Source organism: Dyadobacter koreensis (assembly GCF_900108855.1).
GTDB classification, from domain to species: Bacteria; Bacteroidota; Bacteroidia; order Cytophagales; family Spirosomataceae; genus Dyadobacter; species Dyadobacter koreensis.
In genome coordinates this window covers 565,091-589,389 of record NZ_FNXY01000006.1, presented here as the reverse complement: position 1 = coordinate 589,389, position 24,299 = coordinate 565,091, and the positions used below count along the sequence as shown (strand labels likewise).

Below are 24,299 nucleotides of genomic sequence, written 5' to 3'. Positions count from 1 at the left end.
GACCAAATGGAGTAAACAAGGAAGCCATCAGAAGCCGGAAAAAAGAATCCGGTGATTTTCTGTTGCTGACGGATGGGCCGGAGATTTCTATATCCAGGGGTAAAATTGATGAGACGAAACAATATATTGCAAACCTAAGCCTGCACCTTTTTTCTTGTTCTCTCAGTGCATATATACCATTAAGCACCTAGGAGTGTTAACTCGGAGCACATTAATTCGATGAAATCAGTTTGCTGCCAGCGGAATTCATGGCAGCAAACTTTATTTTTTTACTCCGCCTTGATTGACTGTACCGGGTTGACCATTGCCGCTTTGACACTTTGAAAACAAATAGTCACAAGTGCCGTTGTCATTGTTAACAAGCCAGCCAACATGAAAATCCACCAATGAATTTCCACCTTGTAAGCAAAACCCTTGAGCCAATGATCCATGGCAAACCAGGCTATGGGCGAAGCGATCACGATGGCAATCAGGACAAGTTTGACGAAATCTTTGGAAAGTAGCGTAGTAATGTTCAATACCGTTGCACCAAGCACTTTCCTGATGCCTATTTCTTTGGTGCGCTGTTCAGTGGTAAAGGATGTTAACCCCAGAAGTCCAAGGCATGAGATCACAATCGCGATACCTGCAAAAAAATTAAATAGTTGCCTGGTTTGCTCATCAGTACGGTAGAGCACATTGTAGTCCGCATCCAGAAAAGCATACTCGAATGAGTAAGCTGGCATGTACTGCTTCCACAACCTTTCGGCTTTCTTTAAAGCCTGTGGTGCTAGCTTTTGCGTTGTATGCACGTGAACCCTATAATTTTGATTTGGATGACTGAATATAACCAAAGACATGATCGGCTCGCGAATTGAGGTGATATTAAAATCTTTCACAACACCAATGATGGTCCCTTCGGTGTCATTCAGCTTGAACCGCTTGCCGATTGGATCTTTTATTCCGGTTTGTTTGACAGCCGTCTCGTTTAAAATAATGCAAGTTGAATCTGCTTTGGTACCTCTGAAATTCCGTCCGGCTAGCAGTTTTAATTTAAAATTTGGAATAAAATCAGGGTCTACGCTGAGTTGAGCCATAATCAGTGCCCTATCCTTCGGTTTTCCATCCCAATCCGTTGATAATGTCCCCGTTAAAATATTGACGGGTGTATCTGTAGAGGTGCTTACACCCAGGATGCTCGACTCGCCACGGAGTGCTTGCTTGATTTGAAGTGTAAAATTACGCCCATCAAAAGAGAAGGTATGTTTCCGGTCAAAGCCTGGGTCACGATCTCTGATAAAACGCATTTGACTGCCAATGACAAACGTGCCTACAATGAGCATAGTGGCCAGTGCGAACTGCGCTACGACCAACGATTTTCGTAGCAAAGCGCCACTCACCTGGTTGGAACGGCCTTTTAAGGCCTGAACCGGACTAAACCCTGAAATCAGAAATGCAGGATAAACCCCTGCCATAACAAAACAGAATGTAAGCGCACCCAGCAGAATTTGCCAGGTGTGTATATCAAATAGTGAAAAATTGCCCGACTTGCCGGTAATACTTGCATAAAATGGCAGCATCGCCTGCAATAGTCCGATTGACAAAATCAGAGACAAGGTTAATGTAAGCAATGATTCCACCAGCAGCTGCATGGCCAACTGCGGTGATCCGGCACCTACGATTTTGCGAATGCCGATTTCTTTGGACCGCCTGGTAGCGCGGGCCGTGGTAAGATTCACATAGTTGATGCAGCCAATGCTGAGCAGCAGCAGCGCAACGGCTCCCATCATACCCACTTGCTTGCTCTCTGACTCACTGCCCTCAACCGGATAAAGGTGGATTTCGGTAAGCGGCTGTAACAGGAATTCAGACGGATTAGATGGGTTTACCTGGGCATTAATCTGCAAGGAAGTTAACTTTTTTTCAACCACTGACAGATCGGCATGGGCAGCCAGTTTGATATAAGTTCCAAAGCCATAATCATCCCAATTCTCGTCCACAGAGCGGCGAGCACCTTTTTTTGAATCAAGGGTTTTCAAAATGGCTAGATTCAGATAAATATCTCGTCTAAATGATGAGTTGTCAGGGGCATTTTCTAAAACTGCGCTTACTGTGAAGACGGTATTGTTTTGAACGTTAGTGAATGTCTTCCCAATAGCATCAGCCGTTCCAAAAAACTTACGGGCGAGTTTTTCGGAAATCACAACCGCATCAGGGGACGGGAAAAGTGTATTTTTATCTCCATATAGCACTTTAAAGCCATCAAAGATTTCAATGAAATTTGTGTCTGTATAGGCCAGGTTATCTTTTTCCGTAAATATTTTGTTGTTTGCCCGGAACGTTGCTGATAGATAATCACCCATGCGCACAGCACTTTCCACCTCGGGAATTTCCCTGAAGGCTACGGCTGCGATCGGCCCGGGCGTCGAGGTGGATGTATATTCATTCTCACCTTTACCAAAATGAACATTAACCTGGTAAATCCGCTGGGCATCACTATGAAAACGGTCAAAACTCAGCTCCTTTCGAACCCACCAAAACAGGAGTATACTCACGGACAGCACCACGGCCAGGCCGCCGATATTCAATGCAGAATACCAGCCGCCTGCACGCAAATTGCGAAGAGCAATTTTTAAATAATTTCGGATCATGGCTAAGGATTAAAAGTGTAATAAGTATTACTAATTTAATAGTAATAATGTTGCAACATCCCATAAGCATGTCGCTATCTATCTGTTAACTGTGCCTGTACCAACGAAGTTATTAGCCCTCTAAGCATATGTATAAAAACTCAGGTGGATAAGGCATACCACTATTTGGGCTCCATCTCATATGCCTCATTTTCAATTCAGAGTATTGATAACCAATATATGTAGAGCAGCATAAGCAATTAATGTTTGATGCTTAATGGAAAACACCAGCCGCACAGGTTGTCAGTCAGTGCAACGAAAGTTACAAAGCAAAAAATGACGGCTACAAGAGTAACCCGCTATTTACCGCGGCTGGGCGCCCCCGGCTTAATGCCGCTCCTTAAACCGCTGGCTACCCTTGCAGCCAAGGGGTGAACCCGTCATTTTTTCTTTGAGTGGAGATAGCGATTGCCCTGAGCACAACGCCGGGCTAAGCTACTTTTAAAGTCTTTCAATCATGAAAAATCTTGAAAACACTCCAAAAATTTATGTTGGAACTTACGGGCAGTATAACGACGGATCACTTTTCGGTAAATGGTTTGATCTCTCAGACTACTCTGATAGCAAAGCGTTTTATAAAGACTGCTACGAATACCATAGAAATGAATTCTTGCCAGAACTAATGTTCCAGGATTGGGAATACATTCCAGATTTTTTGATTTCCGAATCCTGGCTACACGAAGACACGTTCAGGTATTTTGAAATTACGGATGAAATGGATGAAGATCGAGCAGAGGCATTCGAGATTTACTGCTCAAGTATCGTTTTATGGCCATCGAATGGAAATGATCTTGATGAAACATTACAAGGATTTGAAGAATCTTACCAAGGTTATTTTTCAGGAACGATAAAAGATCCGGAGTTGGAGTTTACCTATCAGTACATAGAAGATACAGGAATGCTGTCAGACGTACCAGAACTGTTGCAAAGATATTTTGATTACGAAGCCTTTGCAAGGGATTTATTTCTGGAAGGGTATAGTGAATATGATGGTCATGTTTTCGCAGACTATTGAATTATCCTTCAAAGAGCCTGATAAGTCATACACTTTCAGGCTCTTTGAAGATAAATAGCATTATTTCCATCTGCGTTACAATAAAAAAGATTCTTTTCATTCCGTCGGGATCTTTTGGAACGCTCAACAAATCCTCTTTTCCTAGTTTCCGGCTTGTTTAACTTAAAAGACAGTGGGATATGGAAGAGGAGCATAAGGAAAGCAAAGGAATGACACCGGAGAGGGTTGTCAAAATACTGGCAAGACATCATGAAATTATCACCGTCCAACAGGCGAAAAGGATGTTAGAAATGGTGAATTTGCTTGCCGGTATCGCAGTAAATCAGTATCTTAGAAATACCAAAAGTTAGATTTTTACAGTTGCTGATTTTAATCGAATAATTATTATTTCATTAATCGATTTTTAAAGATGAGAAAGGCATGTTTATATATCCGAGTCAGTACCGATGAGCAGGCTGACAAAGGTTACTCCCAAAGAGATCAGGAAGAAAGGCTCAGGCGACATTGTCAACTGCAATCCATCGAAATCGACGAAGTCATTATTGAAGACTATTCGGCCAAAACTTTTGAACGCCCGGCCTGGCGGCGCCTTCTTACACATCTAAAAAAATCGCGGCAGCCGAGATTGGTCTTATTCACGAAATGGGACCGTTTTAGCCGCAATACAGGTGATGCATACCAGATGATCAGTCTACTGGGCAAATTGGGAGCAGAACCACAGGCAATTGAACAACCTTTAGATTTGTCCATCCCTGAGAATAAAATGATGTTGGCAGTGTACCTGGCGGCACCCGAGGTAGAGAATGACCGCCGGGCATTGAATGTATTTCACGGAATGAGGCGTGCCAAAAAAGAAGGTCGCTGGATGGCCACAGCGCCTATTGGTTATATCAATAGAATAACACCAGAAGGTAAAAAGCATATTGCACCACACCCTGTTAATGCGCCAATTATGTTAGAAGTATTCGAGCAAATTGCTGCCGGAACTTATAACACCGAGCAGATTTGGAAAATGGCCAGATATAAGGGACTACGAAGTAGTAAAAATAACTTCTGGGTAGCGATACGCAACCCTGTATATTGCGGTAAAATATTTATTCCTCCTTACAAAGATGAGGCTGGCTATTTTGTAAAGGGTGTTCATGAAACAATTATCTCAGAATCGCTCTTTGAATTGGCGCAGCAGTCACTCGACGGTAGAAGACGTAATCCTAATCAAAAGCCCAAAGTTCGTTCACTGGATGACTTGCCATTGCGTGGGTTTTTAAAATGCCCAAAGTGCAGCAGAATGCTCACCGGAAGTGCTTCCAAAGGAAATGGAGGGTATTATTATTATTACCACTGCTCAGCCGCCTGTAAGGTGCGGTTTAAAGCCCAGCTAGCAAACGAAAGATTATTGCATGAGCTCAGGGAATTGATTCCCAGACCTGGCAGGATAGAAATATTCACCCAAGCGATAATGAACGACTTTAAGCAGAAAGTAAAACATCAGGAAACGGAGCGTAAACAGATACTCTCTGAACTGGATAGCATCAGCATTCGCATGCAAAAGGCCAGAATCATGAAGGTAGATGGCGATTTGGAAGAATCAGACTTTAAGATGATCAAGGAGCAATCAGCCAGCAAAACCGAGGAGTTCGAAAAGAAACTTAACACTCTACAAGGCAGGGATAAGGAAATAGGTGTTCTACTTGAAAAAGCCTTAAAAAACCTTTCAGGACTGGATTTGCTTTATGAAAACGGCAATATTGAAGAAAAGCGAAAGATTCTTGGTTCGATCTTCCCGGAAAAACTCACTTTTGATGGTGTGCAACATCGAACCACTAGAATTAATGAAGTGCTCAATATTATCTATCAGAAAAACAGCGAGTTAAATGGAAATAAAAAAGGGACAAATCTGTTATTTTCAGATTTGTCCCATCAGGTGATCCCGCTGGGATTCGAACCCAGGACCCATACATTAAAAGTGTATTGCTCTACCAGCTGAGCTACGGAATCAAACAATTTGAGTTGGAATAGCCGAAGCGTTTTCCGTAATTGCGATGCAAAAGTAGAATTCTTAATAGTCAAATGCAAGCCCAGTTGAATAAAAAGATCATTTTATGGCTGATTCTTGGCCTGATATTACCCAAATGTGAAGTGTTTTCTGCGAATAGAAATGAGTTAAAAAGGGCTGATTCTCTGTTCGCTATGGCAAGATATACGGAGGCTTCAACACTCTACAAAAAAAATTTCGGAAACGATCAAAAAAATAACCAAAGCCTGCTTTTAAAGCTCGCTTTTTTGTCCGAAAAGACAAATGACTATACCGATTGCCTGTATTATTTAAGCAAACTTGCCCTTGTTACCCCTTCCAGAAGGTTGTTTGAAAAAATGGATAAGCTAGCTTCTGAGCAAAATCTCAAAGGATATGAGTTTGACGACTACAATTATTTCATCATTTTCTACCGACGCTATGGCGATTATATTCCTATGTTACTGCTGACACTTGGAGCTTATATTGTTTTGATCATGGTTATGAAAGTACGCAGAAAGGAACCCATTTTAAGAATTCATAAAATTTCCATTATTTTTTATCTTGTAGCGCTTCTAGGGCTGCTGAATGTTCCCTCTCTTTACAAAACCTGCATCATCGTCAACGAAAACACATTTTTGCGGGACGAGCCTTCTTCGGCCTCACAGGTTGTTGAAAAGGTGGGAAAGGGGCACAAACTGATTATTGTGGGATCCGTAGATCATTGGGACCGCGTTATCTGGGATAATAAAATCGTTTACGTCAGACAAAGCGATTTATGGCATATATGATTTTGGCCAAACAAAAACAGCCCCGAAATTAACTTTTCAGGGCTGTTTTTCTTCTATAATACGATGCTACTTCTTCTTTTTCTTCTTCTTTTTTGATTCATAATCCTGAACTTCCTGCATAAGTGCTTTCAAATCATCTTTGGGGTCCGCGCTGAAATCAATGGTCTCTGAATAATCGTTTGCTGTAATTTTCAGCACTTCGATCGGTTTACCCAAAAATCCCTGGATCTCATCGAGCATTGGTTTTTCCTCCGGACTGCAAAACGATACAGCAATACCTTTCTGAGTTCCACGCCCGGTACGTCCTACTCTGTGCACATAATTTTCAGCCTGATCCGGCAGATCATAATTGACAACAAAATCGACATTGGCGATATCAATGCCGCGCGCACTTACGTCCGTCGCAATCAGGATCTTTATATCTCCCTTTCGGAATTGACTCATCGCTTCCAGCCTGTCGTCCTGCACTTTATCCCCATGAATGGTGATACTTTTGATTCCCATTCTTTCCAGTGCTTTAAAAACACGTTCAGCACGGACCTTGGTCCTAACAAAAACCAGAATTTTACTCTCCGGGTTTTCTCCGACGACGCGTTCGAGAAAAAAGCGTTTGTCATCCATCCCGATAAATGCAACCGAGTGCGTAATATTTTTTGCTACTTTATCATTAGGAGAAATCTGGATACGGATCGCATTTCTGACCAGTGAATAGGCAAGTTTTTTAATTTTTTCGTTAATGGTCGCCGAAAAGAACAATGTCTGCCGTGTGTTGGGCAGAAACTTGATAAGATCCTGGATATCTTTAATAAACCCAAGATCCAGCATATGATCGGCCTCATCCAAAACCAGGATCTCAATGCGGTTCAATTTTATATACCCCTGACTGACAAGGTCAAACATCCGTCCGGGCGTTGCAACCAGAATATCAATTCCTTTTTCAAGCTGTGCAATCTGCGGGCCCTGCTCAACACCACCAAACACACTGAATGTTTTCACTTTGGTATACTGCCCGATTCTATCAAACACTTCTGTGATCTGAATCGCGAGTTCGCGTGTCGGAACCATCACGATACATTTAATACCATCCGGACGGTTAGTAGATTTTTTTCGATGTAAAATATCGATAACCGGAATGGCAAATGCTGCGGTTTTTCCCGTTCCGGTCTGCGCAATCGCAAGTACGTCCTCCCCTTTCATAATAGGTTGAATCGCCTTAAATTGTATATCAGTCGGCTTCTTAAATCCTGCTTTTTCCAGGCTTCTTTTTATTTCAGGGACAATGTGATAATCTTCGAATTTCATAAATATAGATATGACCGGGCGAAAAATAGTCATTCGCCTTCATTTAACGTATCGCAAAGATACGTCCTTATTTCGCATTAGAGTTTTTTTGATCAGGACAGAATATATTCCTCCCAGTTCAAAAACCAGAATGTAATTTTAAATCGCGTGAAATTAATTGACAAAACGTGGATTGTTCCATACTGACCCGATTTAAACATAACAGAAAAATCCATGTTCAATATCAGACATGTCAATTAGTTCCCTTCAAAAAACCTAAGTCTGTTTTTTAGTATCAATATCTCGTTTTGCATGGTTTCGACCCTTTTCAAAAGGTGATGAACCACTTCAATTCCCTCCAGATTGATGTCCAGATCCTCATGCAAACGGATAATACTTTCCAGTTTTTGCAACTGTGGAATGTGGATATACCTAGTTTCCTGAATCATGATCGTATCAATCAGGCCTGCTTCGCCTAGCGACTGCACGAATGAATATTCAACATTATAATTAGTACAAAAAAGATCTATTGCAATCAGTTGGTCGGTTTCCATATGATCAGGATTTAGATAATTCTGTAAATAATTCTTTCTGCTTTTCGGTCAGATTCGTCGGTATCTTCACATTGAAAGTAACATACAAATCTCCAAACTGACCTTCCTGCTTGTAAACCGGAAAACCCTTCCCTTTCAGTCGGACGGTGCTGCCGTTCTGCGTTTCAGCTTTCACCGGAAGTTTAACTTTGCCGCTCAGCGTTTCAAGAATGATTTCACCTCCGAGCACAGCCGTATACAAGTCGATATCGGAAGTAATATGAAGATCATTTTTAGCACGCCTGAATTTTTCATCGTTTGCCACCGTAAAGGTTATAAACAAATCCCCGTTCGGCCCACCATTGCTGCCCGGACCGCCATGTCCCTGAATTTTAATTGTCTGCCCGTTTTCGATGCCAGCAGGAACTGTAATCCTGATATTTTTACCGTTTACGGTTAAAGTTTGTTTATGCGTTTCATATGCCTCCTGAAGCGTCAGATGTACTTCGGCCTGATAATCCTGTCCGCGAAAACGTGTCTGACGACCTCCCCGCGCTCCTCCAAATCCGGAAGAACCGCCAAACATAGATTCAAAAAAGTCAGAGAAATTGTCATCGCCGCCATAATAATTCCCTCCCTGATTCGCAGAAGCCCTGGACTGGCGCGCTTTTTCATATTCCGCGCCATGTTCCCAATCTTTGCCATACTGATCGTATTTTTTACGTTTCTCAGGATCGCTCAACACTTCATTAGCTTCATTTAACTCCTGAAATTTTTTCTGTGCCTCTTTGTCATTCGGATTGACATCCGGATGATATTTTCTTGCCAATTTCCGGTAAGCGGACTTTATATCTTTATCGGAGGCGCTTTTATCGACTCCTAAAATTTGATAATAATCAACGAAAGCCATGGTTTTATCTGACGAAATTATTCGCTATTAAGTTACTGTAATTCATTTCAATTTTACGACCGCTGATTCTTCCATATCAGTATATTCTATCAACGATTTTATTCTTTAACATTTCCTTTCTTATTATTCAGCTTCCATCACTTCAATCTAAATCTTTAAAAATTATCCGGCAAGATTAAAAAATGTATACAGATGTAAGTAAAAGGGAATAGATAAAATTCTATTTATGATCCAGCATTTTCAGGTACAAATCCTCTACTTTTTTTCTTGCCCAAGGTGTTTTTCTTAAAAATTTAAGGCTGGATTTAACACTCGGCTCATGCTGAAAACTATTGATATTAATGTGAAATCCAAGCTGCTCCCATCCATAATACTCAACTAATTCATTCAAAATTGCTTCCAGTGTTTTCCCGTGAAGCGGGTTATTCGGTTGGCCTTCCATGCGTAAAATTTAGTATAATGTTAAAGGTAAAAGGAAAATTGATTAGAATAAATACTTATTGTACTTACTTAGAAGTTCAATGTAAAATCAGACGGTATGGATCAGATTCAATGGGGAATAATTGGCTGCGGTAATGTGACAGAAGTTAAAAGCGGACCTGCTTTCAGCAAAATTCCAAATTCAAAACTTGTAGCAGTAATGCGTCGGGACGCCGCCCTGGCAGAAGACTACGCCAAACGCCATAACGTTCCTAAATGGTATAGTGATGTAGATAAGCTCATTCATGATCCGGATGTGAATGCGATCTACATCGCAACGCCGCCTAACGTCCACGAAGTTTATGCAGAAAAGGCTATGCGTGCCGGCAAGCCGGTATATGTCGAAAAACCAATGGCTCTGGATGCAGCTGAAAGCAGTCGTATGAATGCGGTGAGCAAAGAAACCGGAGTGCCGCTCTTTGTCGCCTATTACCGGCGTTCTTTGCCCTATTTTGTAAAACTTAAAGAACTGATCGACAGTAGTGTTATCGGAGATATCCGTTACGTAAATATTTGTTTACAGTGGCAGCCGTATGATGAAGAAATTGGAGAATTGCGTAAACCAAAATGGCGCGTTCAGCCAGAAATTTCAGGTGGCGGACATTTTCATGATTTGGCCTCTCACCAGTTTGATCTTCTTGAATATGTTCTGGGGCCCATCAAATCTGCAAAGGGTATCGCCCGGAATCAGGCGGCTTTGTATGAAGCAGACGATATTACGGTAGCCAACTTCGAATTTGAGTCAGGTATTTTAGGAAATGGCGTTTGGTGTTTTACCATTAATAAAGGGCAACGCGAAGACAAAGCGCAGATCGTTGGCTCGAAAGGCAGAATTAATTTCTCTTTTTTTGAAAAATTTGACATCATTGTAGAGACTGAATCCGGCGCTGAAACTTATAATATCCCTTATCCCGCCCATGTTCAACAGCCACTCATTGAACTTATCGTGAAAGAATTAAGGGGTGAGGGCGTTAGTCCAAGTACCGGTCTGACGGGCGCACGAGCAAACCAGATCATGGATTGGATCACGAAGAGTAATCGGTAATCAGGTTACCATTGCTTGAAAATATTTAGGTAGCTTGCCGTACAAAATATGCAGTTAATTATGTTATTTGCACATCATAACTCTAAATCTTAATAGTCATGGCAAAGGGTAAAAATCTTGACAAGGGTAGTACTAAAAAAGAACCCGAAAAGAATCTCAAGGAAAAACGCGCTGAGAAAAAGGCGAAAAAAGATAGCAAAAAAGACTATTGATTAGTCGTTTTTCCAATCTAATATTCAATCAAAAGAGCTGCTCTACTAACGTAAGGCAGCTCTTTTGATAAAAGTTATGTTAATAAATCTCTCTGTTGGTTTTGTACTTGGCCAGGCGTTTTCTGGAGCGCACCAATTTGGAGTGAATTTTATTTTTTTCATCCGGAGTGACAACTCCATCCGCTTCTGCTTTTTCAATAGCTCCTTTGATCACCTCCTGCTCTCTTTTCAATTTAGAATATTCGTTTGCGGTCAGTTTTTTGTTTTTGTAGGCAAGGTTTACAGTCGCTTCAAGTTTTCGCTGCTCACTCCGAAAATTCTGAGCAAAAACATTGGATGAGAGTACAAATAAAAAAAGCGCTGGTACTAGAAAATTTTTGATTGATTTCATTCCGTAAGTTCGTCAATTGCAAAATAGGTCTTTTCAGAACCTTATGTTTGTAAAAACCGAGATAAGCTTCTTTGAAATAAATTCTGAAATTTTCATACCAAAGGACTCCTATTCATATCCCTTCCCTTTTAAATCCAGTTCCTTTTCATTTTCCAAAACTGCAATAAATTCCGAGTGCGTCATCGGCTGACTGAACATCGGAAAGTCACTTTTCAGCGCGTTATCATGTTCCGCCTGACTCAAAGTTGCACAGCAATCGGTGAGCGTAATCACATTATAACCCTTGTCATAGGCGGTACGCATCGTCGATTCCACACAGCAATTTGTTAAGTAGCCGGCCAGCACCACGTTTTTCACGCCTGTGCTTCTTAAAATATAATCCAGGTTTGTACTCGCAAATCCGCAGAAGCTGCGTTTTCCTTCGATAATTACATCCCCCTTTTCAGGCGTAAGCACGTCCACAATTTCAGTTCCCCAGGTATTTTTCTTGAAGGCGCCGTTGTCAATTACACCTTTCATAATCCCATAAGGTTTCGTGGTAATTTCGTGATAATCTTCCGTGAAAGATATCGGTACAAAAACAACGTTAACACCAGCCTGCCGCGCCGCTTTGACGGTGTCTTCGGTGTTTTGAAGCATATTATTCTGATCCATCACTCCTTTCACGGCACCATAGAATATGCCTCCTTCCGAGGTGAAATCGTTTTGAAATTCAATCAAAACAAGAGCGGTTTCTTTTGGGTTTAGTTCCATTGTGCTTTCTTTAATGAATTAGTAATATCTGTCTTTAAATATAACTGGAATCCCTCAGGTTTCCGTATCTGCATTTTGGGTATTTTTGAAAACAAACCGCAAGTTTTGGGTTGAACCGAAGGCTTTTTACAGGCACTTTTGTACAACAAATTAATTATCAAATGGATCAGGAAACATATAATTATGAAAAGATTGCAAAGGCAATCGAATACATAACCGAAAATGCAAAAAGACAGCCATCATTATTTGAAGTCGCTGAAGAAGTGAGCATCAGCCAGTTTCATTTTCAGCGTATGTTCACAGAATGGGCAGGCGTCAGTCCGAAGAAATTTTTACAATATATTACGGCAGATTATTTAAAAAATAAAATAAAGGAATCGACAAACTTGGTCGAACTGGCTGAATCAGCGGGCCTCTCTAGTCAAAGCCGTGTGTATGACCTGTTCACCGGAATTGAAGCCGTTACTCCTCAGGAATATAAAACCGGCGGAAAAGGACTCCATATCACCTACGGGTTTCACCAGACTCCTTTCGGCGAATGTTTTATAGCCGTAACAGAGAGAGGTATCTGTGCCATGGCCTTTGTCGATGAAAACTCGAAAGATCAGCAGCTGATTATGCTTGGTAAAAAATGGCATTTTGCCACGATTGAAGCCAACCAGGTCACCACTGTAAATTACATCCACAAGATATTTTCGCCACACCTGAGTTCATTGGATAAATTGCCGCTGATGGTTCAGGGGACGAATTTTCAGCTTAAAGTCTGGGAGGCATTATTGACGATTCCACAGGGAGCTGTGACCACTTATCAGCAAATTGCCGAAAGCATAGGAAATCCAAAAGCAGTCAGAGCGGTGGGGACAGCTGTGGGCGATAATCCGATTGCGTTTCTCATTCCCTGTCACAGGGTCATTCGAAAAGAAGGGATTTTAGGAGAATATCGTTGGGGAAGTCTCAGAAAAAAGGCATTGATCGGTTGGGAAGCGGCAAAAACAGACGCAGGTTTGGCTTTGTAAAAATACAAAATTGTGCTGATCTGCCCCAGGTTGATGAAAATTTGCATCGGATTACACAGTTTCTAACCACAAAGTACCAGCTACCAAATTCCCCAAAAGGCAAACATAATTCTGATAATCAGCAATTATGATTAAGCTGACAATAAAATAATTCTGAGATGGATCAATATTAGTTATCTGGTTTCCAATCGTCCACATAACTAAAAATTGGAATATGAAAACTTTTTTGATTCGTTTCACAGGAGTCGCGGCGCTGATGCTAATACTGAACTCCGTAAGTTTTGCGCAATTTTCTTTAGGCCTCCAAGGGGGTATCGCCAAGTCAGATCTTGAAGATTCAAAAACGATTGCCGGAGGTGGTGTAAATTTACGCGTGTTTGCTTCTCCGAACTTTGCAATAGGGGTTGCCGGTAAAATTTATTCAGACGGAACCGATTACACTGTCGCCGGACAGACTTTAAGTTATACAGGAAATCTTGTACCGGTTACAGGAACGTTGGATTACTACTTCGGAACTGGGTTTATCCGTCCTTATATTGGTGGTGATGCCGGTGTTTATTTCTCAAAATACGATGCCAAGTTTAACGGAGATAAAATCGCAGAATCGAAGAAACACAGCAATTTCGGAGCTGCTCCTCGCGCAGGTGTTATCTTCGCTTTGAATGACAATTTAGGTCTGCAGGTGGAAGGTATTTACCATTTTATCTTTGGAAATAAGGACAACAGTGCTAACGCTGGAAACGTAGGAAATGCTGATTTTGAATCTACCAAGCAATTTGGTGGTGTAAATGTCGGACTTATAATTGGCCTGGGTGGAAAGAAATAAGCTGCCCGCAGACTTTAAATGTCCTTACTTGAAAAACAAGACGCAGCTTCAGTCAGCTGCGTCTTGTTTTGTTTCAGACGCTCTGGCTTTCTACCTTGCCGCTTATTTCAACCATAAAATTCGCAATATTGAAGGCTGTACAGGACTTTTCGCAGCAAGTTAAACAATGGCTTCTTTCATTAGAGATGTCATTTGCTGTTGAGCTCGTTTCAACGGATTCATTTCAAATAATCGAAGTAAAACTGGATAAACAACTGCGAATGGTGATACGGCTGATCGACCTGAGTACCTGGATAATTTTGCAGGAAAAGGCGTTTGAAAAGTTGGCAGCTTTTTCTGCGGACCAAAAAGAAATCCGCGAATTTGGAATATCAGTTGTTACCCTGTGGGAAGATATCTGGATTCAAGAAAACGCGGTTGCAAAGTCCAGACTTAGCGCCATGCTGGGTATTTCGCACCGCATCCCGGCACGGACGACAGCAGTACGCCGAATTGATAAACCAACAGCCGATAAGTTTCTCCGCGAAAACCACCTGCAACAAGCTGTTACGTCCAAAGTAAAATACGGCCTCTTTCTTCCAAATCGCTATTTCCGTGTCCTTAAAGCTGATTATCAATTCAATAGAGCAGCACCCGAACTCCTGGTAGCAGTCGCAACGTTTAGTCATGCGCGTATTTTTGAACGCGAGGGCAAACCCTTCCGCTCCTATGAACTGATCCGGTTTGCCAATTTGCTTGATACAACCGTGATCGGAGGTTTGGATAAACTTTTACGATTTTTTGAGGAAGACTGCAAACCTGATGACATCATGACGTATGCCGATATGGAATGGTCAGACGGAGCGAGCTACAAGCGTCTTGGATTTGAAGCAGTATCCGATAAAGCCCCTATACCGTTTTGGCTGGACAAAAAAACGCTGAAACGCACCAGGAGACCAGAAAAGATGGATAATGACAATTTAATTGAGGTTTATAATGGCGGAAGTCGTAAATTTGTCAGGGAAATTTTCGCCTCGTTCAACACGTTGTAATCCTTACTGCTTTTTTATTTTAAATTGAATCCATTAATTGTCATTTTAGGTCCGACTGCCTCAGGGAAAACCCGTTTAGCGGCTCGTGTTGCCGCAAAAATCAATGGAGCAATATTAAGTGTTGATTCCAGGCAGATTTACCGAAAAATGGATATCGGTACAGGAAAAGATCTGGACGAATATCAGCTGGATGGCAAAGCAGTCCCCTATCATCTGATCGATATTGTGGACGCCGGGGAAAAATATAATGTCAGTCGGTTTAAGCAGGATTTCCAGAACGCATATTGTAAAATAGTCGATCAGGGACAGGTGCCGATTGCCTGCGGCGGTACAGGATTTTATTTTTATGCTTTGTTAAAAAGCCAGCAGTATACCGAGATTCCCGTGGATGAAAAACTACGGGCATCGCTGGAAGCTAAAACAAACGATGAACTGAGATTGGATTTTATTCAACTCGAGACTTCGTATCTGGATCTGGCAGATACTTCGACCAGAAAAAGGCTGATCCGCGCCATTGAAATTTCTACCTATCTGACGAAGCATCCTGAAACTGAGAAGCAGATATCCGATGTACCTCCACATCAACATGCTCCTATTATTTTTGGCCTGAACCCTTCATCAGAAATTCGTCGTGAACGTATCAGTCGCAGGCTAAGTTATAGATTAAATAATGGGATGATCCAGGAAGTAGAAGCGCTTTTAGAATCTGGTTTAGAGCCGGAACAACTCATTTATTACGGGCTTGAATATAAATACATTACTGAATACCTGACCGGCGTTTTGACATATGAGCAAATGGCAAAAAAGCTTGAAACAGAAATTCATCGTTTTTCAAAAAGGCAAATGACCTTTTTCCGCAAAATGGAAAAAGACGGGATAATAATTAACTGGCTTGAACTATCGAACACAGAAGAGGAAAATATTCAGCAGATTATCCAGGCATATAATTTATTTTCACGAACCAACCAAAACTAATTAACTGAGTAGCCGCCAAAGGGCTTCTCGAAATTATATTATTTACCGTTATGAATATCAAATTAAGCACCGTCTTGCTTTTGTTAGTTTTAAGTGTCACCGATGCATACCTGCTTGCACATCCCAACCTGATCGGCAAAATAGGCATATTGGTTTACAAACATTCCTACATCAAAACTTTCCCAAAAGCATTGGTAACTGTTCTGTTGGTAGTCGGAATATCATTACTTATCGCAGAGCTTTTGTATCGTTTTACAGGTTATAAAAAAGCGACGTTGTCTTATGGCGTGTTATTATCGATCAGCGTTTTTTGGTTCGGTTATGTCTTTGTAACATTCTCTTCATTCAGTTACCGGATCACGGGAAAAGCATTTATCTATGGCGCGCATCTGCTCCCGATCATTTTGATCGGACTTTTTGGAAGGTATTTAGTTAAGACACAACTGCATTTGAGAAAAAAAACGGAACTAGCTACGTCTGAAGACAGCAAAAAAATGGCTTCCTGATCTGCAAACGCAATTTTCTGTGTTTTTTGCTTCCAAATAGAAATATTGAAAAGAGACAATAGAATATTCTAATTTTTACTTTAAATTATTAAATTTTGTTATTGCTTTCTTGAATTCACACAAATTAAACATCGATAATAATAGAAAGTACGCGGTTTTTTAAGATATTGCGACTCGGGTTTTACGACGGTTAGCCACGATTTTAAAATTATTTTTAATTTAACATATCGTCACAGTATATCAGAGGTATGAAGGGTCTTTGGACTAATCAACCGTCATCAACATATATATAGTAAACTAACCTTTTAATTTTATTCTTAATTTATATGTCAGAAATAGCTGAATTAATCATTGAAGGTAAAAATTACCAGTTTCCAATAATAGAAGGTAGTGAAAAAGAAAAAGCCATTGATATTGCCAAATTGCGTGATCAAACAGGATATATAACCATTGACGCGGGCTACAAAAATACAGGGGCTACAAAAAGTGCGATAACATTCTTGGATGGCGAAGAAGGTGTTTTGAACTATCGTGGTTATTCAATTGAGGAGCTTGCAGAAAAATCTTCATTTTTGGAAGTTGCTTATCTGCTTATATATGGTGAGTTGCCGACTCAGGAACAATTTTCAGCTTTTGAACACGAGATCACAACGCATACACTTGTTAATGAGGATATGCGCAAAATATTTGAAGGCTTTCCGGTAAATGCGCATCCAATGGGTGTTTTGTCGTCGCTGGTGAGCGCTATGAGTGCATTCTATCCTGAAACACTTGATCTTGACAGTCCTGAAACGACGGAACTTCACATTATTCGTTTGCTTTCGAAATTGCCGACTATCGCCACCTGGTCTTACAAAAAATCTCAGGGGCATCCGGTAAATTATCCAAAAAATAGTCTGGATTACTGTTCAAACTTTCTGAGCATGATGTTCTCTTTGCCGGTAGCGGAATATAAGGTTGATCCTGTTGTTTCGGCGGCTTTGAATAAATTGCTTATTCTTCACGCTGATCACGAACAAAACTGTTCTACATCAACAGTAAGATTGGTTGGTTCGTCTCAGGCTAATATTTATTCTTCGATTTCTTCTGGAATCAGCGCGCTTTGGGGACCACTTCATGGCGGAGCAAATCAGGAAGTTATAGAAATGCTTGAAGCGATCAAAAATGATGGCGGAGATGTTCAGAAATATGTAGATATGGCGAAAGACAAATCAAGTGGCTTCCGTTTATTTGGTTTTGGTCACCGTGTTTACAAAAACTTTGACCCTCGTGCGAAGATCATTAAAAAAGCAGCTGACGACGTTCTAAATAAACTTGGCATTAATGACCCGGTTCTTGAAATCGCTCAAAAACTGGAAAAAGCGGCTTTGGAAGATCCTTATTTCGTTTCGCGTAAATTGTATCCAAACGTAGATTTTTACTCAGGAATTATCTACCGTGCATTGGGTATTCCAACAAATATGTTTACAGTAATGTTTGCTATTGGACGTCTTCCGGGCTGGATTGCTCAGTGGAAAGAAATGCGTGCTAATAAGGAACCTATCGGCCGTCCGCGCCAGGTTTATGTTGGTGCTCCGCGTCGTGATTATGTTGCTATCAGCGAAAGATAATTAGCAAAAAATATAATAAAACAGGCCTCGTCAGGATAACCTTGACGCGGCCTGTTTTATTTCCGACAGACGCTGTTTACGGTGAAAGCCTTTCGATTTTCCAAACATTACCTTCTGATAATGTATAGGCTAACCGGTCATGTAGCCGGCTAGGCCTGCCCTGCCAAAATTCTGCATAATGCGGAATAATGCGATAACCTCCCCAATGTGGTGGACGTGAGACCGTTTGACCTTCAAATTTTGCTTCGAAATCCTTCTGCTTCTGCTCTAAAAATTCCCTGTTTTCAATCTTCTCACTTTGATGGGATACCCAGGCCCCGATCTGACTTCCGCGAGGACGAATTGCGAAATAATCATCTGACTCTTCCGCTGATGTTTTCTCAATTTTTCCCTCTATTCTTACCTGACGTTCAAGCTCTTTCCAGAAAAAAGTAATCGCAACCTGGGGATTTTCTTCGATCTCTTTTCCTTTCTTGCTTTCGTAATTAGTATAAAAAGAAAAACCGGTTTCATCGACTCCCTTAAGAAGTACAATTCTTCCTGTCGGGCGTCCGTTGGAAACGGTACTCAGCAGCATGGCATTGGGCTCTGAAAGTTCTGATTTGAGCACTTCATCGAACCATTTATTGAACTGATTCAAAGGATTTTTATCCAGATCCGACTCGTGCAGCCCTTTAAGACTATACTCGCACCTGATATTTGCTATTTTGTGATTCATTGTCTGTAATATATCAATGTTACGGGCTCAAAATTAGCCAATTCATAGGAAAGATTGTTAGATTTGTATTCTATAACAGGACGTACTTACGAAACATTAATCACGATGGCACAAGAACAACAAGAAGGGGTCGAAAGCAATGCGCAGGAAGACCTGACACAAAAAACGATTGATACCCTTGAAATTGATCTTAACAATGAGTTGACGGAAGAACTGGAAGAAGAAGCGCCAGATGTAGATTATAGCCAATTATCTAAGGAACAACTCGTTAACTTATTAGAGAACGAATTATCACTAATCAATAGTGAAGGTGTCAAACCAACATTATTGAAAAAAGCAGAAGCTTTGGCTCGTGAAATCCGTCCTGTTCTGGATCATATCAAGCAAACCGACCGCGAAGCAGCTTTGAAAGCTTTCGTTGCGGATTCGGGAAGTGAAGATGGATTTGAATTTAAATACGACGCGGAAACGCAAAAAATTGATGCCCTCAGCAGAGAAATCCGAGGGCTCAAAAATACTTATTATCAAAGTGTAGAAAAAGAAAAAGAGAAGAATTTCACTGTTAAAACATCTCTTCTACAACGGCTTCGCACTCTTTTGGAAGATGAAGGAACGCGTGAAACGGACGCTTCCGGAATGAAAACGAGCTGGGAGGAGTTTAAGAAAATCCAGGAGGAATGGAAATCCGCCGGCAATATCGCCTCGCCTCATAACGGTACGCTTTGGGCTACATACAATGCCTTAATTGACCGCTATTTCAGCAATCGTAATATCTATTTTGAGTTAAAAGAACTGGATCGCCGCCGTAATGCCGATTTGAAGGCAGAGCTGTGTGAGAAAGTTGAAGAGCTGGTAAAATCCCTTGAATCCCGTCCTATGACGCGCGAAATTCTTGCTGAAGCAAACCATGTCTTTGAAGAATATAAACACCTTGGTCCTGCGCCAAAAGAGGAGCAGGAAAAACTTTGGCAGCGTTTTAAAGTTGCTTTGGATCACTTGTATGATGCACAGCGCGGTCAGTTTGCCGAGCAAAAGAAGTCCATGCAGGAAAATTATGATCAGAAGCTTAAAATTTACGAAGCGATCGTTCCTTTTACTACCTATAACTCTGGCAGTATAAAAGAATGGAATGCAAAAACCAAAGAGGTTATGGCGTTCCAGGATCAGTGGGTTGCATTGAAAGGCATAATGCCGAGAGAGGAAGGAAAAGAGTTGAGCAAGAAATTCTGGGCTACACTGAAAACGTTTTTCCATAACAAAGGAGAATTTTTCCGACAGCTGGAATCTAAACGCGAGCAGAATCTGGAACTGAAAAACCAGCTTTGTTCAGACGCGGAAGCAATCCTGGCAACAGGGGAAGACAATGCATCGAACACGCAGAAAATTATCGAACTTCAAAAAAAATGGAAAGCGATTGGTCAGGTTCCTGAAAAATATAAGGATACGATTTATGACCGTTTCAAAAAAGCCTGTGATTCTTACTTCGATCAGAAACGTGCCAAGAACAAAGAAGTTGAAGCAGAATTTGAAGAAAACCTGAAACGCAAAATTGATCTGATCGAACGTATCGAGATCGCTGCTGCGAATAAGGATGAATCTTCTCTTGACCTTTTGAGCGCCTTCAAAAGCGAATGGAGTTCAATCGGCTTCGTTCCTAAAAAGGATATGCAGGCCACACAAAAACGGTATATCGCCGCGGTAAACACGTATGTGAGCGCAATTGGCAAGTTATCTTCCAAAGAGAAGGAACAGGCTGTTCTGGAGAGCGAAGTGGAACTTGTCCGTGACGGCGAAAGCAGCCGTGGACTTTTCCGTAAAGAAAACGACATCAAACGCAGAGTATCGCAGCTTGAAAACGACATTTCTCTATGGCAAAACAACATCGAATTCTTTGCCAAATCGAAAACTTCGGACCGTCTGAAAGCTGAATTCGAAAGAAAGATCAGCAGCGCTCAGGCGCAGCTGGAAGAGTTGAAACATCAACTGTCTATAATTCAGGAGGCTATATAAATCGACAAAAATATTTTAAAAATAATTGTCTTAAAGTTTATGTAGTACTAAATATTCTACTACTTTTGCACCACGATAACGGAATAACAAACGCTATCGCAATGCAAAAGAGGCCTCCATAGCTCAGCTGGTAGAGCAACTGACTTGTAATCAGTAGGTCGTTGGTTCGATCCCGACTGGAGGCTCTAAAAAAAGCACTTGACTTTAAAAGTTAGGTGCTTTTTTGTTTTCTGAGATTTTTTAAGATCGCATGGTGGATTGTGCACTCCCCGCACCTGTACGTCGCGTTTGCCCTCAGTATTTGAAGTAATACCTACAACCGATATGTTCAATTTGATTTTATTATCAATATCTTCAGAGTATCAATAAAATACTTTTAGGTATTATTGTTAGCTAAACATTTTAATCACTGAATACAAATACCCCGCCATGTATAAGAAAATTGCTCTGATCCTGATCGCACCATTCTGCTTTTCATGTAATTTATTTGAACCGGAAAAGCAGCCGGAAATGATAAGTTTTGTTTTTACCAATGTAGATAAAACCATATTTCAGGAAATTAAAGTAATCGCTTATACGGTTGAAAATGGTCAACACATCGCTTACGATTCTGTTTATCACTATCCTTTAAAGACTCCAAGTATACCGTATTATTCAAGCGCAGAGATCGCGTTCCTGGACCAGAGTTTTCAGGTTAGAGAGAACGGTTTATTCGAGGCGATCGCGGTAAAAGAAGATAGCACTGTATTTAGAAATCAGATTGGAAAAATAGAAAAAATGCCGGGCAGGCGTAGGTTTGAGATCGAGCTAAGCAATTTAGGCATTGCCTTGAAATAAATCCGTCGTCAAATCATAAACTCCCCGTGCAAATTATTTCGGGATATGGTATCCGGATGAGATTAAAATTAAGCGAGCTTATATTCAATTCAATTGCATATATTTATTTTTTTAGGAATTATTATCGCATTTTTTTTACACCAAATACTCTGAAAACCAGGAACGTCCAGGATCGACTCCAAAATATTTCATAGACATAAAAAAAATAATCTCCCATAAACTTGCGTTATATATCTCATTCTTCTACTTTTGCACCATGATATCGGAATAACAAACGGCATCATAAAAAGAAGACGCCTCCATAGCTCAGCTGGTAGAGCAACTGACTTGTAATCAGTAGGTCGTTGGTTCGATCCCGACTGGAGGCTCTTAAACAAAAAGGACTTATCAGAATTGATAAGTCCTTTTTGTTTTCTAACACTTTTTTACAATTTCAAATCGAAAAGATAATGACGAATGAAAATGCTTATAACGATGGATACGCGTACGAGACCTTCATTCGTCGTGCTTTTAAAAATGTGACATCAGAAGGGAAAAATGGCGAGCACAGCATCCAGATGACAACCCTGATCGATATAGAAGAGGGAAAAGATCTGAGCAAACTTGCGGCTTCCAATATCAAACAGCTCGATAAGGTGAAAGGTTATCTGGCAAAAGCGATTGGGAAATTCCTAAAAATGAAATTGGATAAAAAGGAAAAGTTTGAGTTTCTGGCAATGAAAACGGCGGTTGATCAGGCAAAGACCTCCACAGATCTGATTGCTGTTGTTGAGCGTGGATTAGCGATCACAGACCGTTTTTGATCCTAAAAACATTATAAATAAAACGCTTGCAAAGTAAACTTGCAGGCGTTTCTTTTATTTACAGTTAAACGTAAAACAATTCTTTATTAAGCGTTTTCACGATTGAGTCAAAGTCGTCGGGGTTTGAGGCAAAATCCATTTGGTTGACATCAATGGTGATCAATTTTCCATGGTCGTAATTTTGGCTAAAATCCTCATAATAGTGATTCAGATTTCGCAAGTATTCTTCAGAAATGTCTGCCTCGAATTCTCGTCCCCTCTTTTTGATCTGCGAAACCAGTTTAGGGATATCGGCTTTCAGATAAATCAAAAGATCCGGCTGCGATACCGTTTTCATAATTGATTCAAACAACAACAAATAACTTCTGTAATCCCGCTCGGTCATGATCTTCGAGTCATAAAGATTGCGGGCGAATACAAATGCATCTTCATAAATGGTTCGGTCCTGGATAATCGTCGCATACGTGGTTGACCGGATCGTTTGAACCTGCGCAAAGCGATTATTTAGAAAAAATATCTGCAAATTAAATGCCCAGCGCTCCATGTCCTCATAAAAATCTGCGAGGTAAGGATTTCCCTCCACTGCCTCATACATCACTTCCCATCCATAATGTTGGCCAAGCATTTGCGTCAGCGTGGTCTTGCCGGCGCCGATATTCCCAATAATTGCTATATGCATGGAATTAATTTTTTAAGAAGTAGATTAATAAGTAAGCAGCATAACGTTGATGTGCAAAAATATGTAATTGACTGAGAAATCTAAGACTGACGAAAGTTAGTTTTTCAGATTTTCGATAAACTTCAGATATTCGTATATTTGCATTTGATTTAACGGGAAAGAGGTAAAAACAGCTTCTCTCCTATTTAGTCCCTGAAAATTAGATTAATGAAGCCTTTCCAAGTAATACTTTATTATTATTATGCACCCATCGAAAACACCGAAGTGTATCGCGATGAGCATCATTTATTTTGTGTAGAAAATAATCTTTTGGGTCGCATTATCATTGCACCTGAAGGTTTGAATGGAACAGTTTCCGGCACACCTGAGGCATGTGAAGCTTATATGAATTACGTGCGGTCGGACGAAAGATTTAAAGACGTGCAGTTTAAAGTGGATTATCATGATGAAATTGCATTTCAAAAGTTACATGTCCGTGTTAAGGATGAGATCGTAAACTCTGATCTGAACGTCAATCCGCTCGTACGGACAGGAAAACACCTGGAACCGTCTGAATTGAAAAAAATGATGCAGGATCCTGATGTCGTATTGGTCGATATGCGTTCTGATTATGAGCATGAAGTTGGCAAATTCAAAGGCGCTATCACTTTTGATATGCACAATCTTCGCGAACTTCCGGATCATGTTCACGAGATCGAACATTTAAAAGATAAAAAAATTGTAACGTATTGCACCGGAGGCATCAAGTGTGAAAAGGCTAGTGCTTACCTTCTTGAAAAAGGATTTACTGATGTTTATCAGCTTCACGGCGGTATCATTCGGTATGGCCTGGAAGAGGGTGGTGAGGATTTTGACGGCAAATGTTATGTTTTTGATAACAGGATCACAGTCGATGTGAACCAAGTCAATCCCACCGTTATTTCAAGATGTTACATCTGTAATGATTCCTGCGACAGGATGATCAACTGCGCGAATGCGGAATGTAATACGCACGTTCCGGTTTGCCATAAGTGCGGCGAAGAAATGGAAGGCGCGTGTTCTCCGGAATGCAAAGCGCATCCAAATAAAAGAGTCTATGACGGAACAGGTTACTATGTCAGCAACAGTAATCACTACAATCCGCTGCAAGGAATGAAGAGCCTAAAAAAAACGCTGAAAAAATTAAAACTGGCTGCAAAAGCATAGTGACGAAAT

General features: G+C 40.8%; 23 protein-coding genes, 3 tRNA genes and 1 pseudogene. 17 read left to right on the top strand and 10 right to left on the bottom strand.

Annotated elements, in window-relative coordinates; all coding sequences use genetic code 11:
• Positions 1 to 269: 269 nt before the first annotated feature.
• Complete coding sequence (locus BMY70_RS21235; protein WP_090338275.1) at positions 270 to 2,630, bottom strand: ABC transporter permease; 2,361 nt, start codon at positions 2,628 to 2,630, stop codon at positions 270 to 272.
• Between the two features lie 496 nt (positions 2,631 to 3,126).
• Here BMY70_RS21235 and BMY70_RS21230 point away from each other — a divergent pair, with 496 nt between their 5' ends.
• The 3 genes and pseudogenes from BMY70_RS21230 to BMY70_RS31370 all read left to right on the top strand — a co-directional run.
• Positions 3,127 to 3,684 (top strand): antirestriction protein ArdA, encoded by a 558-nt coding sequence (locus BMY70_RS21230; RefSeq protein ID WP_090338274.1) that lies wholly within the window; start codon positions 3,127 to 3,129, stop codon positions 3,682 to 3,684.
• Positions 3,685 to 3,863: 179 nt separating this feature from the next.
• A complete protein-coding gene (locus tag BMY70_RS30970) occupies positions 3,864 to 4,034 on the top strand; it encodes a hypothetical protein (RefSeq protein ID WP_177197087.1) in 171 nt (56 codons plus the stop codon).
• A gap of 59 nt (positions 4,035 to 4,093) precedes the next feature.
• Positions 4,094 to 4,873: pseudogene (locus tag BMY70_RS31370) on the top strand (recombinase family protein); the annotation flags it as partial.
• A 736-nt stretch (positions 4,874 to 5,609) separates the two neighbouring features.
• Here the strand turns inward: BMY70_RS31370 and BMY70_RS21220 are convergent.
• Positions 5,610 to 5,682: transfer RNA gene (locus BMY70_RS21220), tRNA-Lys, on the bottom strand.
• Positions 5,683 to 5,766: 84 nt separating this feature from the next.
• On the opposite strand from BMY70_RS21220, the gene BMY70_RS21215 reads away from it, so the two are divergent.
• Positions 5,767 to 6,489: an SH3 domain-containing protein gene (locus BMY70_RS21215; RefSeq protein ID WP_229209717.1), complete on the top strand. Its 723-nt coding sequence runs from the start codon at positions 5,767 to 5,769 to the stop codon at positions 6,487 to 6,489.
• Positions 6,490 to 6,555: 66 nt separating this feature from the next.
• On the opposite strand, the gene BMY70_RS21210 is transcribed toward BMY70_RS21215, so the two are convergent.
• From BMY70_RS21210 to BMY70_RS21195, 4 genes are all read right to left on the bottom strand, one after another.
• The gene (locus BMY70_RS21210; protein ID WP_090338351.1) at positions 6,556 to 7,791 is read right to left on the bottom strand and encodes a DEAD/DEAH box helicase; all 1,236 of its coding nucleotides are present in this window, start codon (positions 7,789 to 7,791) and stop codon (positions 6,556 to 6,558) included.
• Positions 7,792 to 8,027: 236 nt separating this feature from the next.
• Positions 8,028 to 8,324, bottom strand: a complete 297-nt coding sequence (locus BMY70_RS21205; RefSeq protein WP_090338273.1) for a chaperone modulator CbpM — start codon at positions 8,322 to 8,324, stop codon at positions 8,028 to 8,030.
• Positions 8,325 to 8,328: 4 nt separating this feature from the next.
• Positions 8,329 to 9,213 carry a DnaJ C-terminal domain-containing protein gene (locus BMY70_RS21200; protein WP_090338272.1) on the bottom strand — a complete coding sequence of 295 codons (885 nt, stop codon included), beginning with the start codon at positions 9,211 to 9,213 and terminating at the stop codon, positions 8,329 to 8,331.
• A 220-nt stretch (positions 9,214 to 9,433) separates the two neighbouring features.
• Complete coding sequence (locus BMY70_RS21195) at positions 9,434 to 9,655, bottom strand: VF530 family protein (protein WP_090338271.1); 222 nt, start codon at positions 9,653 to 9,655, stop codon at positions 9,434 to 9,436.
• Between the two features lie 96 nt (positions 9,656 to 9,751).
• Between BMY70_RS21195 and BMY70_RS21190 the strand changes: the two genes are divergently transcribed.
• Positions 9,752 to 10,738: a Gfo/Idh/MocA family protein gene (locus BMY70_RS21190; protein ID WP_090338270.1), complete on the top strand. Its 987-nt coding sequence runs from the start codon at positions 9,752 to 9,754 to the stop codon at positions 10,736 to 10,738.
• Between the two features lie 291 nt (positions 10,739 to 11,029).
• Here BMY70_RS21190 and BMY70_RS21185 read toward each other — a convergent pair whose 3' ends face one another.
• Both BMY70_RS21185 and BMY70_RS21180 read right to left on the bottom strand, forming a co-directional pair.
• Positions 11,030 to 11,341, bottom strand: a complete 312-nt coding sequence (locus BMY70_RS21185) for a hypothetical protein (protein ID WP_229209716.1) — start codon at positions 11,339 to 11,341, stop codon at positions 11,030 to 11,032.
• Between the two features lie 108 nt (positions 11,342 to 11,449).
• Complete coding sequence (locus BMY70_RS21180) at positions 11,450 to 12,094, bottom strand: cysteine hydrolase family protein (RefSeq protein WP_090338269.1); 645 nt, start codon at positions 12,092 to 12,094, stop codon at positions 11,450 to 11,452.
• Positions 12,095 to 12,255: 161 nt separating this feature from the next.
• Between BMY70_RS21180 and BMY70_RS21175 the strand changes: the two genes are divergently transcribed.
• The 6 genes from BMY70_RS21175 to BMY70_RS21150 all read left to right on the top strand — a co-directional run bounded on the left by BMY70_RS21175 (position 12,256) and on the right by BMY70_RS21150 (position 18,058).
• Positions 12,256 to 13,110 carry a methylated-DNA--[protein]-cysteine S-methyltransferase gene (locus tag BMY70_RS21175; protein ID WP_090338268.1) on the top strand — a complete coding sequence of 285 codons (855 nt, stop codon included), beginning with the start codon at positions 12,256 to 12,258 and terminating at the stop codon, positions 13,108 to 13,110.
• Between the two features lie 214 nt (positions 13,111 to 13,324).
• Complete coding sequence (locus BMY70_RS21170) at positions 13,325 to 13,936, top strand: OmpW family outer membrane protein (protein WP_090338267.1); 612 nt, start codon at positions 13,325 to 13,327, stop codon at positions 13,934 to 13,936.
• A gap of 128 nt (positions 13,937 to 14,064) precedes the next feature.
• Positions 14,065 to 14,967, top strand: a complete 903-nt coding sequence (locus BMY70_RS21165; protein ID WP_143072138.1) for a hypothetical protein — start codon at positions 14,065 to 14,067, stop codon at positions 14,965 to 14,967.
• Positions 14,968 to 14,991: 24 nt separating this feature from the next.
• Positions 14,992 to 15,942, top strand: coding sequence for a tRNA (adenosine(37)-N6)-dimethylallyltransferase MiaA (gene miaA, locus BMY70_RS21160; protein WP_090338265.1), 951 nt, complete (start codon positions 14,992 to 14,994; stop codon positions 15,940 to 15,942).
• Between the two features lie 50 nt (positions 15,943 to 15,992).
• On the top strand, positions 15,993 to 16,448 hold the full coding sequence (locus BMY70_RS21155; protein WP_090338264.1) for a hypothetical protein: 456 nt from the start codon (positions 15,993 to 15,995) through the stop codon (positions 16,446 to 16,448).
• A 326-nt stretch (positions 16,449 to 16,774) separates the two neighbouring features.
• Positions 16,775 to 18,058 (top strand): citrate synthase, encoded by a 1,284-nt coding sequence (locus BMY70_RS21150; RefSeq protein ID WP_090338263.1) that lies wholly within the window; start codon positions 16,775 to 16,777, stop codon positions 18,056 to 18,058.
• Between the two features lie 76 nt (positions 18,059 to 18,134).
• On the opposite strand, the gene pdxH is transcribed toward BMY70_RS21150, so the two are convergent.
• Entirely contained in the window at positions 18,135 to 18,776 is a 642-nt protein-coding gene (gene pdxH, locus BMY70_RS21145; RefSeq protein ID WP_090338262.1) for a pyridoxamine 5'-phosphate oxidase, read from the bottom strand.
• Between the two features lie 105 nt (positions 18,777 to 18,881).
• Here pdxH and BMY70_RS21140 point away from each other — a divergent pair, with 105 nt between their 5' ends.
• The 5 genes from BMY70_RS21140 to BMY70_RS21120 all read left to right on the top strand — a co-directional run bounded on the left by BMY70_RS21140 (position 18,882) and on the right by BMY70_RS21120 (position 22,426).
• Entirely contained in the window at positions 18,882 to 20,786 is a 1,905-nt protein-coding gene (locus BMY70_RS21140) for a DUF349 domain-containing protein (RefSeq protein WP_090338261.1), read from the top strand.
• Positions 20,787 to 20,898: 112 nt separating this feature from the next.
• Positions 20,899 to 20,971, top strand: a tRNA-Thr gene (locus BMY70_RS21135).
• 244 nt (positions 20,972 to 21,215) lie between these two features.
• Entirely contained in the window at positions 21,216 to 21,623 is a 408-nt protein-coding gene (locus BMY70_RS21130; RefSeq protein ID WP_090338260.1) for a hypothetical protein, read from the top strand.
• A 295-nt stretch (positions 21,624 to 21,918) separates the two neighbouring features.
• Positions 21,919 to 21,991, top strand: a tRNA-Thr gene (locus BMY70_RS21125).
• Between the two features lie 81 nt (positions 21,992 to 22,072).
• The gene (locus BMY70_RS21120; protein ID WP_090338259.1) at positions 22,073 to 22,426 is read left to right on the top strand and encodes a hypothetical protein; all 354 of its coding nucleotides are present in this window, start codon (positions 22,073 to 22,075) and stop codon (positions 22,424 to 22,426) included.
• 64 nt (positions 22,427 to 22,490) lie between these two features.
• Here BMY70_RS21120 and BMY70_RS21115 read toward each other — a convergent pair whose 3' ends face one another.
• A complete protein-coding gene (locus BMY70_RS21115) occupies positions 22,491 to 23,105 on the bottom strand; it encodes a deoxynucleoside kinase (protein WP_090338258.1) in 615 nt (204 codons plus the stop codon).
• A gap of 207 nt (positions 23,106 to 23,312) precedes the next feature.
• On the opposite strand from BMY70_RS21115, the gene trhO reads away from it, so the two are divergent.
• On the top strand, positions 23,313 to 24,290 hold the full coding sequence (gene trhO, locus BMY70_RS21110; protein ID WP_090338257.1) for an oxygen-dependent tRNA uridine(34) hydroxylase TrhO: 978 nt from the start codon (positions 23,313 to 23,315) through the stop codon (positions 24,288 to 24,290).
• Positions 24,291 to 24,299: the final 9 nt, after the last annotated feature.

Coding starts and splice junctions, on each gene's coding strand:
- BMY70_RS21155 (WP_090338264.1), top strand. CDS start 15,993: ATGAATATCAAATTAAGCACCGTCTTGCTTTTGTTAGTTTTAAGTGTC.
- BMY70_RS21130 (WP_090338260.1), top strand. CDS start 21,216: ATGTATAAGAAAATTGCTCTGATCCTGATCGCACCATTCTGCTTTTCA.
- BMY70_RS21205 (WP_090338273.1), bottom strand. CDS start 8,324: ATGGAAACCGACCAACTGATTGCAATAGATCTTTTTTGTACTAATTAT.
- trhO (WP_090338257.1), top strand. CDS start 23,313: ATGAAGCCTTTCCAAGTAATACTTTATTATTATTATGCACCCATCGAA.
- BMY70_RS21185 (WP_229209716.1), bottom strand. CDS start 11,341: ATGAAATCAATCAAAAATTTTCTAGTACCAGCGCTTTTTTTATTTGTA.
- BMY70_RS30970 (WP_177197087.1), top strand. CDS start 3,864: ATGGAAGAGGAGCATAAGGAAAGCAAAGGAATGACACCGGAGAGGGTT.
- BMY70_RS21120 (WP_090338259.1), top strand. CDS start 22,073: ATGACGAATGAAAATGCTTATAACGATGGATACGCGTACGAGACCTTC.
- BMY70_RS21230 (WP_090338274.1), top strand. CDS start 3,127: ATGAAAAATCTTGAAAACACTCCAAAAATTTATGTTGGAACTTACGGG.
- BMY70_RS21180 (WP_090338269.1), bottom strand. CDS start 12,094: ATGGAACTAAACCCAAAAGAAACCGCTCTTGTTTTGATTGAATTTCAA.
- BMY70_RS21200 (WP_090338272.1), bottom strand. CDS start 9,213: ATGGCTTTCGTTGATTATTATCAAATTTTAGGAGTCGATAAAAGCGCC.
- BMY70_RS21235 (WP_090338275.1), bottom strand. CDS start 2,630: ATGATCCGAAATTATTTAAAAATTGCTCTTCGCAATTTGCGTGCAGGC.
- BMY70_RS21115 (WP_090338258.1), bottom strand. CDS start 23,105: ATGCATATAGCAATTATTGGGAATATCGGCGCCGGCAAGACCACGCTG.
- BMY70_RS21210 (WP_090338351.1), bottom strand. CDS start 7,791: ATGAAATTCGAAGATTATCACATTGTCCCTGAAATAAAAAGAAGCCTG.
- BMY70_RS21195 (WP_090338271.1), bottom strand. CDS start 9,655: ATGGAAGGCCAACCGAATAACCCGCTTCACGGGAAAACACTGGAAGCA.
- BMY70_RS21175 (WP_090338268.1), top strand. CDS start 12,256: ATGGATCAGGAAACATATAATTATGAAAAGATTGCAAAGGCAATCGAA.
- BMY70_RS21140 (WP_090338261.1), top strand. CDS start 18,882: ATGGCACAAGAACAACAAGAAGGGGTCGAAAGCAATGCGCAGGAAGAC.
- BMY70_RS21150 (WP_090338263.1), top strand. CDS start 16,775: ATGTCAGAAATAGCTGAATTAATCATTGAAGGTAAAAATTACCAGTTT.
- pdxH (WP_090338262.1), bottom strand. CDS start 18,776: ATGAATCACAAAATAGCAAATATCAGGTGCGAGTATAGTCTTAAAGGG.
- BMY70_RS21190 (WP_090338270.1), top strand. CDS start 9,752: ATGGATCAGATTCAATGGGGAATAATTGGCTGCGGTAATGTGACAGAA.
- BMY70_RS21170 (WP_090338267.1), top strand. CDS start 13,325: ATGAAAACTTTTTTGATTCGTTTCACAGGAGTCGCGGCGCTGATGCTA.